Origin of the sequence: Mycobacterium sp. OAE908, assembly GCF_017872775.1 — a bacterium.
Taxonomy (GTDB): domain Bacteria; phylum Actinomycetota; class Actinomycetes; order Mycobacteriales; family Mycobacteriaceae; genus Mycobacterium.
In genome coordinates this window covers 1541450-1556159 of the sequence record NZ_JAGGJL010000001.1, presented here as the reverse complement: position 1 = coordinate 1556159, position 14710 = coordinate 1541450, and the positions used below count along the sequence as shown (strand labels likewise).

General features: G+C 65.2%; 18 protein-coding genes. 12 read left to right on the top strand and 6 right to left on the bottom strand.

Translation table 11 applies throughout. The annotated features are described in order from the left end of the window. Positions 1-4: 4 nt before the first annotated feature. Both J3E61_RS07630 and J3E61_RS07625 read right to left on the bottom strand, forming a co-directional pair. The gene (locus J3E61_RS07630) at positions 5-1363 is read right to left on the bottom strand and encodes an alpha/beta fold hydrolase (protein ID WP_192724632.1); all 1359 of its coding nucleotides are present in this window, start codon (positions 1361-1363) and stop codon (positions 5-7) included. Further along, positions 1360-2817 (bottom strand): adenylate/guanylate cyclase domain-containing protein, encoded by a 1458-nt coding sequence (locus J3E61_RS07625; protein WP_210083157.1) that lies wholly within the window; start codon positions 2815-2817, stop codon positions 1360-1362. The genes J3E61_RS07630 and J3E61_RS07625 overlap by 4 nt, the downstream gene beginning before the upstream one ends. Positions 2818-2902: 85 nt before the next feature. On the opposite strand from J3E61_RS07625, the gene J3E61_RS07620 reads away from it, so the two are divergent. Genes J3E61_RS07620 through J3E61_RS07595 form a run of 6 tightly spaced genes read left to right on the top strand, consistent with a single transcriptional unit; the run spans position 2903 to position 6120 of the window. Further along, positions 2903-3376, top strand: a complete 474-nt coding sequence (locus J3E61_RS07620) for a DoxX family protein (RefSeq protein ID WP_210083156.1) — start codon at positions 2903-2905, stop codon at positions 3374-3376. Positions 3377-3433: 57 nt separating this feature from the next. Then, complete coding sequence (locus tag J3E61_RS07615) at positions 3434-3931, top strand: sigma-70 family RNA polymerase sigma factor (protein ID WP_192725231.1); 498 nt, start codon at positions 3434-3436, stop codon at positions 3929-3931. After that, on the top strand, positions 3928-4623 hold the full coding sequence (locus J3E61_RS07610; RefSeq protein WP_210083155.1) for a Rieske (2Fe-2S) protein: 696 nt from the start codon (positions 3928-3930) through the stop codon (positions 4621-4623). The genes J3E61_RS07615 and J3E61_RS07610 overlap by 4 nt, the downstream gene beginning before the upstream one ends. Before the next feature lie 17 nt (positions 4624-4640). Continuing rightward, the gene (locus J3E61_RS07605) at positions 4641-5201 is read left to right on the top strand and encodes a DUF664 domain-containing protein (protein ID WP_210083154.1); all 561 of its coding nucleotides are present in this window, start codon (positions 4641-4643) and stop codon (positions 5199-5201) included. Between the two features lie 9 nt (positions 5202-5210). Further along, a complete protein-coding gene (locus J3E61_RS07600; protein ID WP_210083153.1) occupies positions 5211-5714 on the top strand; it encodes a metallophosphoesterase in 504 nt (167 codons plus the stop codon). Beyond that, complete coding sequence (locus J3E61_RS07595) at positions 5707-6120, top strand: MmcQ/YjbR family DNA-binding protein (RefSeq protein WP_210083152.1); 414 nt, start codon at positions 5707-5709, stop codon at positions 6118-6120. The genes J3E61_RS07600 and J3E61_RS07595 overlap by 8 nt, the downstream gene beginning before the upstream one ends. Before the next feature lies 1 nt (position 6121). On the opposite strand, the gene J3E61_RS07590 is transcribed toward J3E61_RS07595, so the two are convergent. Then, positions 6122-6460, bottom strand: a complete 339-nt coding sequence (locus tag J3E61_RS07590) for a winged helix-turn-helix transcriptional regulator (RefSeq protein WP_192724625.1) — start codon at positions 6458-6460, stop codon at positions 6122-6124. Positions 6461-6549: 89 nt separating this feature from the next. Between J3E61_RS07590 and J3E61_RS07585 the strand changes: the two genes are divergently transcribed. Beyond that, a complete protein-coding gene (locus J3E61_RS07585; RefSeq protein ID WP_210083151.1) occupies positions 6550-7431 on the top strand; it encodes an NAD(P)-dependent oxidoreductase in 882 nt (293 codons plus the stop codon). On the opposite strand, the gene J3E61_RS07580 is transcribed toward J3E61_RS07585, so the two are convergent. After that, positions 7406-7954: a cupin domain-containing protein gene (locus J3E61_RS07580; protein ID WP_192724623.1), complete on the bottom strand. Its 549-nt coding sequence runs from the start codon at positions 7952-7954 to the stop codon at positions 7406-7408. The genes J3E61_RS07585 and J3E61_RS07580 overlap by 26 nt on opposite strands. 48 nt (positions 7955-8002) lie before the next feature. Between J3E61_RS07580 and J3E61_RS07575 the strand changes: the two genes are divergently transcribed. After that, positions 8003-9880 (top strand): MBL fold metallo-hydrolase, encoded by a 1878-nt coding sequence (locus tag J3E61_RS07575; RefSeq protein WP_210083150.1) that lies wholly within the window; start codon positions 8003-8005, stop codon positions 9878-9880. Between the two features lie 4 nt (positions 9881-9884). Here the strand turns inward: J3E61_RS07575 and J3E61_RS07570 are convergent, their stop codons facing one another. Continuing rightward, positions 9885-10655 (bottom strand): SDR family oxidoreductase, encoded by a 771-nt coding sequence (locus J3E61_RS07570; RefSeq protein WP_210083149.1) that lies wholly within the window; start codon positions 10653-10655, stop codon positions 9885-9887. Positions 10656-10672: 17 nt separating this feature from the next. On the opposite strand from J3E61_RS07570, the gene J3E61_RS07565 reads away from it, so the two are divergent. Genes J3E61_RS07565 through J3E61_RS07555 form a run of 3 tightly spaced genes read left to right on the top strand, consistent with a single transcriptional unit; the run spans position 10673 to position 13235 of the window. Continuing rightward, positions 10673-11281 (top strand): histidine phosphatase family protein, encoded by a 609-nt coding sequence (locus tag J3E61_RS07565; RefSeq protein WP_210083148.1) that lies wholly within the window; start codon positions 10673-10675, stop codon positions 11279-11281. Between the two features lie 9 nt (positions 11282-11290). After that, on the top strand, positions 11291-12316 hold the full coding sequence (locus J3E61_RS07560; protein WP_210083147.1) for a phosphotransferase family protein: 1026 nt from the start codon (positions 11291-11293) through the stop codon (positions 12314-12316). Position 12317: 1 nt separating this feature from the next. Then, a complete protein-coding gene (locus J3E61_RS07555; RefSeq protein WP_210083146.1) occupies positions 12318-13235 on the top strand; it encodes an alpha/beta hydrolase in 918 nt (305 codons plus the stop codon). On the opposite strand, the gene J3E61_RS07550 is transcribed toward J3E61_RS07555, so the two are convergent. After that, positions 13232-13636: a DUF1049 domain-containing protein gene (locus J3E61_RS07550; RefSeq protein WP_192724617.1), complete on the bottom strand. Its 405-nt coding sequence runs from the start codon at positions 13634-13636 to the stop codon at positions 13232-13234. The genes J3E61_RS07555 and J3E61_RS07550 overlap by 4 nt on opposite strands. A gap of 129 nt (positions 13637-13765) precedes the next feature. On the opposite strand from J3E61_RS07550, the gene J3E61_RS07545 reads away from it, so the two are divergent. Further along, entirely contained in the window at positions 13766-14707 is a 942-nt protein-coding gene (locus J3E61_RS07545; protein ID WP_192724616.1) for an ABC transporter substrate-binding protein, read from the top strand. Positions 14708-14710 lie beyond the last annotated feature (3 nt).

Sequence of the window (14710 nt, the reverse complement as noted above, 5' to 3'; positions counted from 1 at the left end):
CGGCTCAATGGAGCAATCCCGCAGCCGGATCGTGTTCGCCCACAGGCGCGTACAGCTCCCACGCCGCGGGAATGCCCTTCAGCACATGTGCGCCGCGCTCTTCGAACGTGATGCCGGAGCCGTTGACGAGATCCTTGACGGTGCGCGACACCAAGACCTCTCGGCTCTTGGCGAGTGCGGCGATCCGCGCCCCGATGTGGACGGCGATGCCGCCGATATCGTCGCCGCGTACCTCACATTCGCCGGTGTGCAAACCGCTGCGGATCTCGATGCCGATCTGCGGCATGAGGTCAACGAGCGTCTTCGCGCAGCGCACCGCCCTGGTTGGTCCGTCGAACGTCGCCAGGAATCCGTCACCGGTGTGCTTGACCTCGCGGCCCTGGAAGCGACTGATGTGCTCGCGAGTCAGATCATCGTGGCGCTCGAGCAGCTCACGCCAGTCGCGGTCGCCGAGCTCGGCAGCTTGGCGCGTCGAATCGACAATGTCGGTGAATAGCACGGTGGCCAGCACGCGATCGGGCGGCGGCTCGTGGCGGTGCCCGGTGAGGAACTGCTCGACCTCACCGGTGATCGAGGCGATATCCCCGACGGCCATCCAGTGATCGATGCCATTCAGCTCGATGAGGCGTGCCGTCGGGATCTCTTCGGCGATTTCCCGTGCGAACTCCACCGGGATGGCTTCATCGGTGCGATGCAGCACAAGCGTCGGCACCGAAACACTTTTCAGGATGTCCTGGACCTTGGCCCTGGTGAGCACGGCCTCGAAGGTGAGGCGGGCCATCTTCGGGCTCATCGCGGCCCGCTCCAGCGCTCCGGTGCCCATTCGGCTCGCGGGGCTGTTCTTGAGGCTGGGGGCCGCCCAATCCAAAGTCGATCCCTCGCCCCAATGGTCGAGGGTCGCCTCGACCCGGGCCATCAGCTCTATCCACTTCGCGCGGCCGGGTGAGCCGTCGTCATCACGCGATCCATTTGCGTACGTGCCGAAGAGGATCAGCGAATGCACGCGATGTGGATACGTGGCGGCGAACATGACACTGATGGGCCCGCCTTCGGAGTATCCGAGCAGTGCAGCGCGCCGGCTTCCTGCGGCGTCCAGTACGGCGCGAAGGTCGTCGGCGCGGCTCTCGAGGGTGGGTACGCCATCGACTGGATCAGACAGCCCCGTACCGCGCTTGTCGTAGAGGATCACGCGCGCGAACGACGCAAAATCTCCGACAAGCTTCGCCCAGCTGGCATCCGCCCACAGCAGGTCGACGTGGGAGAGCCACCCCGGGACGATCACCAAGTCCACCGGACCGTCGCCGACGATCTGATAGGCGAGATCTCCCCCCGGGCCCTTTGCGTACTGCGTGTGCGGAGTCATCGTCTTCGCGCCAATCGCAGCACGGTACGTGCGATTCGGGGTTGACGTCCGAGCTGATCCGCCAGCAGATCTCGGCGCGGCTGAGTTGCCACTGCCTGATCAATCTCAGCGGGATCGCGCTCGCCTACGGGCGCGTATAGCTGCCATCGCGCCGGAATGCCCTTCAGCGCATGTATGCCGCGGTCTTCGAACGTGATGCCGGATCCGTTCACAAGGTCCTTGACCGTGCTGGAGACGAGCACCTCCTGTCTGTCGGCCAGCGCAGCGATTCGGGCTCCGATGTGGACGGCGATGCCACCGATGTCGTCGCCGCGTACCTCACACTCGCCGGTGTGAAGACCCGTTCGGATGTCGATCCCCAGCCCCGCGATGCGCTCGTTGAGCGTGGTGGCACAACGTACGGCGCGCGTTGGCCCATCGAAGGTCGCAAGGAAACCGTCGCCGGTGTGCTTGATTTCTCGGCCCTGGAACCGGGCGATCTCTTCACGCGTCATCTCGTCGTGGCGTCCAAGCAGTTCGCGCCAGCTTCGATCGCCGAGTTCAGCGGCGCGTCCTGTCGAATCCACGATGTCGGTGAACATCACCGTGGCCAGCACGCGGTCGGCCGGAGTCTGGTGTCGGTGGCCGGTGAGGAACTCCTCGGTCGCGCCGGTGATCGATTTGATGTCGCCTGCACCAGGCCAATGATCGACGCCGTCGAGTTCGATGAACCGCGCATTGGGAATCTTCTCGGCGAGCTCGCGACCGTACTCCACAGGGATCGCATCCCCTGTGCGGTGCAGTACGAGCGTAGGAACGCGAACGCTACCGAGAATGTCCCGAATGTCGATATGTATCAGGATCGACTCGAAGACCAATCGAGCCATTTTCGGGCTCATGCCCGCGCGTTCGTACGCGCCAACGGCCCTTCGGTACAGGGCGCTGCCTTTTCGGCTGGGTGCCGCCCAGTCCACGGTCCGACCCTCGCCCCAATGGTCGAGGGAATCCCGCGCTAGTCGCTTGAGTTCGAGCCATTTAGCCCTCGCGGGCGAATCGTCTTCTTCCGGCCATCCGCAGGCATAGGACCCGAACATCACGAGTGCCCGAACCCGCTCGGGATACGTTCCGGCGAACAGCACACTGATCGGCCCACCCTCTGAGTAACCGAATAGCGCCGTGTGTTCGGATTCGGCGGCATCCAGTACGGCCCGCAAGTCGGCAACTTCGTCTTCGAGAGTCGGCGGTCGGTCGATGGGGTCGGACAGCCCCGTGCCGAGTTTGTCGTAGAGGATCACGCGGGCGAACGAGGCCAGGTCGTCAAGGAAAGCCTTCCAGCCCGGATCCGCCCACAGCAGGTCGACATGGGAGAACCAGCCCGGAACGATCACCAAGTCAATCGGACCGTCGCCGACGATCTGATAGGCGAGATCTCCCCCCGGGCCCTTTGCGTACTGCGTCTGCGGCAACGGGGCCATCGCGCCCAGTATCCCACTTGACCGCGTGATCAGGGCGTTTCTGGCGATTGCAGCAACGGCGTAACCGCCGCGCCTATCTCTTGGTATGACGCTGACTCAGTTGACTGCCACGCGCGCGTCGAGCGCTGTTGTTCTGATCCGCCTCTATGTCGGCCTGATCTTCGCGGGCGAAGGGGTGCTGAAGTTCCTGCGGCCGGACTCGCTTGGGCCCGGCCGCTTCATCAAGGTCGGCATCCCCGGCGCGACGTTCTTCGCGTACTTGGATGGCGTCTTCGAAATCGGCTGCGGCATGCTGATTCTCGTCGGGTTGTTCACGCGCCTGGCAACTTTGCCGATGATCGTCGACATGCTCGGGGCGTTGGGCATCACCAAGGTGCCACTGCTGTGGGGGCATGCGCCGCTGTACCCGAAGGAGGGCGGCTTCTGGGACTTCTTCCACGAAGGCCGCCTCGAAGTGGCGATGCTGTGCGGCAGTGTCTTCCTGCTCATGGTCGGTGCCGGGGCGTATTCGTACGATGCCCGAGTGAACCCTGACCGCGCTCCTGCCGTAGTCACGTAAGTGATCCGCAGCGAGCGTGAGGAGCGCCGTCCTCGACCCGTTGCCGGGCTGCAACCGGTGACGGGGGCGGCGTATGCGGATTGGGATGCGGTGTACCGCGACAATGTCACGTGGGTCTATCGGCTGATGTACGGCAAGGTCGGCAACCAGCCCGACGCCGAGGATCTGACCGCAGAAGTCTTCATGACGGCGCTGCGCCCGCTGCGGGTTTCGGCAACCGTGCCCGAGGTGCGCAAGTATCTTCGTATGACGGCTCGCACGGTTCTCGCGTCTTACTGGGGTGACCGGATGGGCCGCCAGGTGACCGTCATCGAGGACGACGTTCCCGAGCCCATCGAACCGGAGTCGATCGCCAGCGAGGCACCAGACAAGGTGCGCCAGCTGCTGCAGCGGCTGCCGGACAACTATCGTCGCATCCTGGAACTGCGTTTCCTGCAGGCGTTTTCGGTGCGGGAGGCCGCCAACCAGATGGGGGTGACTGTCGCGAACGCAAAGGTGTTGCAGCACCGCGCGCTGCGGATGGCCGCACAGTCGGGTGAGGAGGCCACGTCGTGAGCAACCGAACCGTACGCCGTTTCGTCGAGGGGCTGTTGCGAGGGCAACGCACAGAGTCCGCACGCCCGGACGACTTCGAGGCCGAACAGATGAAGACCGCGATCGAATTGCGGGCGGCGCGGCTGGGCAGCGATGCCCCCCGCGAGGAATTCGTCACCGATCTGCATCGCAGGCTGGCGGCCGAGATGGCCGAAGACCAGCCCGCGGTCTCGCATCCGCGATGGGCGCCACGCCGGCGCGAGGTGGTCATCGGCGGCTCGGTGGCCGCCGCCTCGGCGGCAGCCGGTTTGGTCGTCGGCCGTAATCTGCTCGCGCCCACCGTGACCCAGCAGGCGGCGCCCGTCCAAGGCGAACTCGAACCCAACGCGGGAACGTGGCGGGCTGTCGGTGCGAGCACCGATCTACCCGATGGCGGGGCACTTGCCTTCGACCTCGGCTCAGTCAACGGATTCGTGCATCGCAACGACGCCAAACTGGAGGCGGTGTCCGGCGTCTGCACGCATCAGGGCTGCAAGCTGTGGCTGGATGCGCCGGAGAGCCGGCTGCGTTGTCCCTGTCACTCGACGTCGTTCTCGTTGGAGGGGACGAACGTCACCCATCAGCTACCCGTCGCTCCGCCACCGCTGCCGAGGTACCGGGTACGCGAGATCGACGGGGTGATCCAGGTCTTCGCGCCGACGAAATCCGCCTAGCCGCATACGGTGTCGGTATGACCGACACCCCGTGGGAGCCCCCGCTTGCCGGCACCGAACCCGAGCACCTCCTCGGTGCGCTCGAGCGTCTGCGAACGACGTTCAGATGGAAGGTCGACGACCTCGACGCGGACGGACTGGCCACGCGGATCGGTGCGTCGGCGCTGACGCTCGGCGGCCTGCTCAAACACATGGCGATCAACGAGGACGCCATGTTCACCAGCAAGCTGACCGGCGAACCGATCGGCGAACCATGGGAGTCGTGGTGGGACGGCACCGACGACTGGGAGTTCACCAGTGCCGCAAGCGATGCACCCGAGCGGCTCTACGAGTTGTGGGACGACGCGGTCGAGCGGTCTCGCGCGCGGGTCGACGCGGCGCTGGCCCGCGGAGGCCTCGATCAACTCGTCGACGTCTGTTCCGCCGACGGCGAGCACGCGAGCCTGCGCCGTCTGCTGTGCGACCTGATCGAGGAATACGGGCGCCACACCGGGCACGCCGACCTGATTCGAGAGGTCGTCGACGGACGGGTGGGCGAGGATCCGCCTCCGGGATGGCGCCCGGTGTCCAACCGATAGGTTGGGACCGTGCGACTGCTTCTGATCGCCGACACTCATATCCCCAAGCGAGCCCGTGACCTACCCCGTCGCGTGTGGGACGAGGTAGCCGACGCCGACGTCGTGCTGCACGCCGGCGACTGGGTAGACCCTTCGCTGCTGGACGCGCTCGAAGCCAAGGCGAAGCGTCTGATCGGCTGCTGGGGCAACAACGACGGCGCGGAGTTGCGCCGACGGCTGCCCGAACGTGCCGACGTGACGCTCGGCGGCCTGCGCTTCACAGTGGTGCACGAGACCGGGGCGGCCACCGGCCGCGAAGCGCGGATGGCCAATGCGTACCCCGACACCGATGTGCTGGTGTTCGGCCACAGCCACATTCCGTGGGACACCACCGCGAAGACCGGTCTGCGCCTGCTCAACCCCGGCTCACCGACCGACCGGCGCAGGCAACCGTTCTGCACGTACATGACGGCGACCGTTGAGCACGCCGCGTTGTCAGATGTCGTGCTGCACAACCTGGATCGCCATGCCTGATCGCAAAGCGCGCGTCGCCGACGTGCATGAGATCGCTGCGGCGATGCCCCACGTGACCCGCATCGAGGGGCCGAAGGGAAACGCCATCTATCAGGTCGGCGGCAAATCGTTCGTGTTCTTCCGCACTCCGCAGCCCGATGCCGAGGATCCGGAGACCGGCGAACGCTACGCCGACGTGATCATGATCTGGGTGGAGTCCGAGAGCGACAAGCTCGCGCTCATCCAGGATCCCGGTTCGCCGTTCTTCACCACCGACCGGTTCGACGGGCATCTGTCGGTTTTGGTGCGCGCCAAGGACTTACGCTCAATCAGCAGAAGCGAGTTGACCGAGCTGATCCAGGACGCCTGGCTGTCGCGGGCGTCGAAGCGGCGCGCGGAGAAGTGGCTGGCCGAGCGGGTAGGCTAGCTCAGCTCGCGTCGGCGGCGCAAATCAAGCCGATATGTTTGGTCGCCCAATCACCAAGGGGTCCAAGGGCTTTCAACAGCTCCTCGCCGGCCGGTGTCATCGAGTACTCGACCCGCGGCGGCACCTCGTGATAGCTCTCCCGGTGCACGACACCGTGGCGCTGCAACTCCTTGAGGTGCTGGGTCAGCATTTTCTGCGAAATGCCGGCCAGGCTGCGGTGCAGTGCGTTGAACCGTTTGGGTCCGCCCTGTAGCTCCCAGAGGATCAGCGGCTTCCACTTGCCGTCCACCACGGCCATCGCGGCGTCGAGCCCGCAGGTGTACTTCCCCAACGCCGCCACTGGTCACCTCCATTAGTTCCAAAAAGGTAAGTATCGCACTTTTTAGTGGGTACTTGTCCAAAAGTTTGCGTGGACCCAACGATGGTCGCATGACCACTCCACAGCGCACGGTGAGCTTCCTCGGACTCGGTGAAATGGGTTCTGCCCTTGCCCGCGTAGCCCTGGCCGGGGGCTGCGCCACTACCGTCTGGAACCGCAGTGCCGACAAGATGACCGCCCTTGTCGACGCAGGCGCCTGCCCTGCCGGCACGGCAGCCGACGCCGTAATGTCCTCCGACCTGATCGTGGTGTGCTTGTTCGACCACCAATCCGTCCACGACGTTCTCGATCCGCTGGGCGATCGGCTCGCGGGCCGGCGCCTGCTCAACCTGACGACGACATCCCCCGACGGTTCCCGCGAACTGGCGCGATGGGCGTCGGACGTCGGTGTCGACTACCTCGACGGCGGGATCATGGCGACACCGAAGATGATCGGCACGCCGTCATCAAGTGTGTTGTACAGCGGTTCGCGGCGGCTCTATGACGAGTACCGGGATTTGCTCGAATTATGGGGCGGCGCTGAATATTTCGGTGCGGACGCGGGGATGGCGTCCCTGTATGACCTGGCGCTGCTGTCAGGAATGTACGTGATGTTCGCAGGCTTCTTCCACGGCGCCGCGATGGTCGGCGCCGCGGGCGTCCCCGCGAGGGAGTTCGCGACGCGAGCGGTCGGGTGGCTGCACAGCATGGTGCCTTCGATCGCCGGATACGCCGAGATCATCGATGCCGGCGACTACTCGCGCCCCGGCCAGCAGAGCCTCGAGTTCTCCGACATCAGCGACATCGTCGAGGCGAGCCGCGCACTCGGCATCAGCACCGAAGTGGTCGACATGGTCCAGCGTCTGATCCACCGGCAGATCGACGCGGGCTACGGCAAGGACGGGTTCGCCCGCGCGATCGAGAGCATCAAGCACCCGGAGGAGGTGGCGTGACGGCAGGCACGGCGGCGTGGTTCGCGCCGCACATGAAGACCGCGAGACGCGCCACTGTGTCGCCGGCATTCCGCCATCGATGCCGAGTGCCGTTCTGCACCACGGTGTCACCGGCGGTCAAGGTGACCTCCGCGCCGTCGTCGAGTTCCAGCACGACCGTGCCCTCGAGGACGACTTCGAAGTCGATCGTGTCGGTGGTGTGCATACCAGGGTCGGACCGGTCCATGTACCGGAGCAGCCCCGGCGCCTCGGCCTCGAGGTCGGCCACGCTCGCGGCGCCCTCGATATCGGAGCCTGCCGTGCTGGCCGGCGGTAAGGAGAACATCCCGAATCGAAAGCCACCGACCGGCGGGAAATACGAGTGATGGTCGGGGATGCTGCCGTCGTCCGGGAACTCCGGCGTCGTGTCGCCACCCCATAGTCGATGAAACCCCGTCGTCGGCGACGGCTGCACCAACTCGTCGCTGACGAACACGGACTTGCCGGACGGGTTGTGCCCGGTCACTACTCGACGCACATTCATGGCGTCAGTCAAGCACCGCCGTCGGGAATCCGTGGCAGTGTCTGCGTCATGGAGCAGAAACCGCCCACCGCCACCATCGAGTCGGCAAACAGCGGCCACCTCAACGGCCTGCCGTTCGATGACAGCCGCGACTTCGAGGATGCCGACCGCGGGTTCATCGGCGCGCTCGAACCATGCGTCGTCAAGGCCGCCGACGGAAGAGTGGTGTGGGACAACGACGTTTACGCGTTCCTCAACACCGATGTGCCGAACTCGGTGCATCCCAGCCTGTGGCGGCAGAGCCAGTTGTGCGCCAAACAGGGCCTCTACGAAGTGGTCGAGGGCATCTACCAAGTGCGTGGTCTTGACCTGTCGAACATCAGCTTCATCGAGGGCGACACCGGAGTCATCGTGATCGATCCGTTGATCTCCACAGAGACGGCCGCCGCCGCGCTGAACCTGTACCGCACGCACCGCGGTGAGCGGCCCGTCGTCGCCGTGATCTATACCCACAGCCATGTCGACCATTTCGGTGGCGTGCTCGGCGTGATCACGCAGGCAGACGTCGACGCGGGCCGGGTGGCAGTGATTGCGCCCGAACACTTCACCCAACACGCCGTCCAGGAGAACGTCTACGCCGGCACCGCGATGGCGCGGCGGGCCGCCTACATGTACGGCGCAGCGTTGCAACGCGGCCCGCAAGGTCAGGTCGGCTGCGGGCTGGGCCAGGTCGGTTCCACCGGTGAGGTCGCACTGATCGTGCCAACGGTCGACATTCGCGAAACCGGCGAGACGCACACCATCGACGGCGTCGAGATCGAGTTCCAGATGGCACCCGGCACCGAAGCGCCCGCCGAGATGCACTTCTACTTCCCGAAATTCCGGGCGTTGTGCATGGCCGAGAATGCCACACACAACCTGCACAACCTGCTGACGCTGCGCGGTGCACTGGTACGCGATCCACACGGGTGGGCCGGCTATCTGACCGAGGCCCTCGACCGCTTCGCCGACCGCGCCGACGTCGTGTTCGCCTCACACCACTGGCCCACCTGGGGCCGCGACCGAATTGTGGAATTCCTTTCCCTGCAACGGGATCTGTACGCCTATCTACACGACCAGACGCTGCGACAGCTCAACCAGGGCTTCACCGGCATCGAGATCGCCGAGACTTTTCGGATGCCGCCCGCGCTGGAGCGCGCGTGGCACACCCGCGGGTACTACGGCTCGGTCAGCCACAACGTCAAGGCGGTCTATCAGCGCTACATGGGCTGGTTCGACGGCAATCCCGGCCGGCTGTGGGCGCATCCACCCGAGGCATTGGCGCCACGCTATGTCGAGGCGATCGGCGGCATCGACCGCGTTGTCCAAGTTGCGCGCCAGGCCTTCGACGATGGCGACTTCCGTTGGGCCGCAACCCTGCTCGATCACGCGATCTTCACTGACCAGAACCACACCGCGGCACGCGAGCTCTACGCGGACACACTCGAACAACTGGCCTACGGGGCGGAGAACGCAGTGTGGCGCAACTTCTTCCTTGGCGGTGCGACGGAGCTGCGTGAGGGCAACTTCGGATCTCCGACAGTGGCCGCCTCGCCGTCCCTCCTCGGCCAACTGACTCCTGAGCAGATCTTCGACACGTTCGCGATCAACATCAACGGGCCGCAGGCATGGGATCTCGACGTCGCCGTCGACATCACCTTCCTCGACGTCGGCACCAACTACCGGCTGACACTCCGCAACGGCGTGCTGGTGTATCGCAAGCTACCTGCGGACGACTCGACAGCCAATGCGACGGTCAAACTCGCAAACAAGCTGCGGCTGTTCACCTTTGCCGCTGGCGACAGCGACTCGCCCGGGATCGAGATCAGCGGGGATGGCGGGGCTTTGCCGTCGATCATTGCGGTGGTCGACCGGCCCGACCCGAACTTCAACATCATCACGCCCTGAATCGTCACGGAATGCCGCCGTCGACGCGGATGATCGAACCGCTGGTGTAGCTCGACGCATCCGACGCCAAAAACAAAGCGGCGCCGATGATTTCGGGCGGATTGCCCAGCCGCTTGAGCGCGAAATGCTGTGCGCCTTTCGTCGTCGCCGGAATGTCCCAGGCCTTGCTGATGTCGGTCAGGAAAGGCCCCGGCATCAACGTGTTGACGCGCACCGTCGGTCCGAACGCAAGGGCCAACCCTTCGGTCAGCGCGTTCAGTCCCGCCTTGGCCGCCGAATATGGCAGCTGTTCCGGCCTGGGCCGGCGTGACCCGCTCGAGCTGACGTTGATGATCGAACCGCCACCGTCGGCCACCATCCGCTCGCCGACCAGGGCCGACAACCGGAACGGGCCCTTGAGGTTCAAGTTGATCACGGAGTCGAACAACTTCTCGGTGACCGAGCTCAGCGATTCGTACAGCGGCGACATGCCCGCGTTGTTGATCAGGACGTCGACCTTGCCGAACCGTTCGTAGGCCGCGGCCACCAGCCCGTCGGTCTCGTCCCAGTGCCCGACGTGCACCTGGTACGGAAACGCGCTGCGCCCGGTCGCGGCCTCGATCTCCTTGGCGGTGTCGACGCACGAGTCGTATTTGCGGCTGGCGATGACCAGATCCGCGCCGCAGTGCGCGGCCGCGAACGCCATCTCCCGGCCGAGGCCGCGGCTGCCGCCGGTGACCAGCACGACCCGGTCGGTGAGATCGAAGAGTTGGTCGGCGTATCCGCGAGAAGTCACAGCAATATGGTGACACGGTGCAACTGCTTCTCATCAGGCATGCGCTGCCGCTGCGCAGCGAACCAGGACAAGGCTCGGACCCTGACTTGTCCGAAGAGGGTTTCGAGCAGGCCAAGCGACTGCCCGACGCGCTCGCGCGGTTCCCGATCACGCGGCTGGTCAGCAGCCCGCAGGTCCGCTCGATACAGACCGCCCAGCCCGTTGCCGACGTGCTGGGGCTGGACGTCGAGGTCGACGACCGGCTCGCCGAATACGACCGCGACATGGCCCACTACATCCCGATCGAACAGATCGCCGCCGAATTCCCCGAGGAGCTGGCGCGCCTGGCGCAGGGGCACCTGCCCAGCAGCGTCGACGAGCAGGCGTTCCTGGATCGCATCAATGCGGGCATCCGGGCGATCGCTGAGTCCAGCGACCACGAGGACACGGTCGCGGTGTTCACCCACGGCGGCGTCATCAACGGTCTCGTGCACACCATCATGGGCACCGAGAAGATCCTGTGCGTCAACGTCGACTACGCCGGCATCACCCGGCTGCTGTCGTCCCGCGAAGGCAACCTCTACGTCGCCGCCGTCAACGGAACCGAGCACGTATGGGACCTCTTGCCGCGAAACCAGCGGTGGTAGACAAGTCCCGTGACTACCTCGCTCGAAGGGCTGGATCTCGACGCCCTTGATCGCCATCTGCAGTCCATCGGCATCGCACGCAGCGGGGAGTTGCGCGCCGAGCTGATCTCCGGCGGCCGGTCCAACCTGACGTTCCTGGTGTCCGACGACGCGCACAAGTGGGTGTTGCGGCGGCCACCGCTGCACGGGCTGACGCCCTCGGCCCACGACATGGCGCGCGAGTACAAGGTGGTTGCGGCGCTGGCCGACACCCCGGTGCCCGTCGCGCGCGCCGTCACGATGCGCAACGACGACTCCGTGCTCGGCGCGCCGTTCCAAATGGTGGAGCATGTTGCGGGGCGGGTCGTCCGCTACGACGCCGAACTCGAAAAGCTCGGCGACAAGGCCGTCATCAGCGACTGCGTCGACGCGCTGATTCGGGTGCTCGCCGATCTGCATGCCGTGGACCCTGACGCCGTCGGGCTCGGCGACTTCGGCAAGCCCACGGGTTACCTCGAACGGCAGGTACGCCGTTGGGGCGGGCAATGGGACCTGGTGCGGCGCGAGGACGACCCGTGCGACGCCGACGTCAAACGGCTGCATTCGGCTCTGGCAGAAGCGATTCCGCCGCAGAGTCGTAGCTCGATCGTGCACGGCGACTACCGGATCGACAACACGATTCTGGATGCGCAGGATGCCACCAAGGTCGTCGCGGTGCTGGACTGGGAGATGTCCACGCTTGGCGATCCGCTCAGTGACGCCGCGCTGATGTGCGTTTACCGCCACCCCATGTTCAACATGATCCACGCGGCGTCGGCGTGGGCGTCACCGCTCATGCCCGAGGTGGACGACCTCGCGAATCGCTATTCGTTGGCAGCCGAACAGCCGCTGGACAACTGGGACTTCTACCTGGCACTCGGCTACTTCAAGGTGGCAATCATCGCCGCGGGCATCGCATTTCGAGCCCGCATGGGTGGCGGGGTTGCCGACGATGCGGATGCGGTCGACAAGGCGGTGGCTCCGCTGGTCGCCGAGGGCCTGCGCATCCTGGCCTGACATGCGCCGGTTCGTCCGCTTCGCTGCCTGGTCGGTTGTTCTCCTGGTGGTTGCACTGACGGCGGTCAACCTCACCTTGGCGAAGCTGCCTTCGATGCCGCAGTCCGACGGGCGGTATATCAGCCTGCGGGGCAAGGACATTAACTTCTTCGAGCAGCCCGGCGAAGGTCCTCCGGTGGTGCTGATTCATGGACTGCCCGGCACGCACAAGGATTTCGAGCGGGTCTTCCCGCTGCTGCGGGGCAGGCACGTGATCGCAATCGACCGCCCCGGGTTCGGGTGGTCGAAGGGCGGCTGGCTGCCGTATCAGGAACAGATCGAGCTGGTGCACGAAATGCTCACGCAGCTAAGGCTTTCCCGCGCGGTTGTGGTCGGGCACTCGTTCGGCGGCACGGTGGCGCTCGGGCTTGCGCGTCGGTATCCGCAAGACATCGCAAAGATGATCCTCGTCGCGCCCGGCGCGGGTGGCACCCGCTCGAAGCCGATGGATCAATTCAACGCCCACTACGTCCAGTTCAGTCAGCTGCCGGTCGTCGGCACAGTCATCGACGTGACGGCAGGAAACGTGATCAAAAGGCTGATCGCGAGCGGTGGTGCAGCGCATGCCTTCGAGCCGAAGCCGACGGACGCGACATACGAGGCGCGCCTGCTGTCGGTGACGATGACGCCCGGCAATCTGGCCGCATACGGCTCGGACCAACTGGAGTTCGACGACACCTCGCGCTGGGTGGACGCCAACGTGTCCCAGATCCGCGTGCCGTCGGTGATCGTCGCCGCGCTCGACGACAAGCTGATCAATATCGATCACGCCCGACGGCTCGCCGACAGCCTGCCGCAGACGCGACTGGTCACCGTCGACGGCAACCACATGATCCCGTACACCCACCCCGACGTGATCGCCGCTGCGGTGCTGAATTAAAGGCCTGCCTTCAAATTCTTCTTCGCCGCGCGGCGCAACTGCACAATGCGGGCGGTGCCTGCCGCGACGGTCAGCAGTCCGCCGCACACCGCGGCGAGCAGAATCGCCACGCCCACCGGCAGGTTCCACTCCCACCCGAAGAAGTGGATGGTCGCCGAATCGGTGTTCTGCAGGATGAAGACCAGCAGCAGGATCAGAATCACGAACCCGACGATCAGCGCCGACCACAGCGCCGCCGCACGCGTGAACTTGACGGCCGACTCCGGCGAAACGAGATACTCGCCCGGGGTGGCCGTCGGGTCCGGCGGCGCCCCCTTCGAGGAGCCCGCCTGCGGCTCAAGAGGCCTCGGCGGAACCTCGCCGCGGGGGTGATCGGGCGAGGCGGGCGGATCGCTGGTCATAGTGCCATCTTTGCCCGTTCCAGCACCGAAAGAAACCACATCAGTGATCACGCTGACCTAAAGGGCGGCGTTTCGGCGCACATCTCGATAGGGTCCCGGGGGAGCCAATGCGCCGGGAGGACGTTCGGTATGTCGAGCACGCGTACATCGATTCTGGCGGTCATGGCGGCGGTTCTTGCGCTCGTGATCGCAGGCTGCGGCAGCTCCAACCCGCTCGGCGGCGGAGAGATATCCGGAGATCTCAAGTCGATCAAGGTCGGTTCGGCCGACTTCACCGAGTCGAAGATCATCGCCGAGCTCTACGCCCAGGCGTTGGAAGCCAACGGCTTCACCGTCGGCCGTCAGTTCGGCATCGGCAGCCGCGAAACGTATATCCCTGCGGTGCAAGACCATTCCATCGACCTGATCCCGGAGTACACCGGCAACCTCCTTCAGTACTTCGACAAGCAGGCGACGGCGACGACGTCCGATGCGGTGCTGTTGGCTCTGCTCAAAGCGCTTCCCGGCGATCTGTCGATCTTGTATCCATCACCGGCGGAGGACAAAGACACCCTGGCGGTGGCCGAGGCGACCGCGCAGAAGTGGAATCTCAAATCGATTGCGGACCTTGCCGCGCATTCAGCCGAGGTGAAAGTCGGCGGGCCATCGGAATTTCAGACCCGCGTGACCGGCCTCGTCGGTCTCAAGGACAAATACGGTCTGGACATCGCGCCCGCCAACTTCGTCGCGATCAGTGACGGCGGCGGACCCGCGACAGTGCAAGCCCTGACGAGCGGTGCCATCACCGCGGCCAACGTCTTCAGCACTTCACCGGCGATCGAGCAGAGTCACCTTGTGGTTCTCGAGGATCCGAAGAACGTATTCCTCGCGGCGAACGTGGTGCCGCTGGTGGCGTCACAGAAGATGTCCGCTGAGCTCAAGACCGTATTGGACGCCGTCAGCGCGAAACTGACCACAGAGGGTCTGATTCAGCTCAACACGGCGGTGGAAGGCAACAAGGGCATCGACCCCGACGAGGCGGCGCAAAAGTGGATCAAGGACAACGGCTTCGACAAGCCCCTGCAGAAATAGACG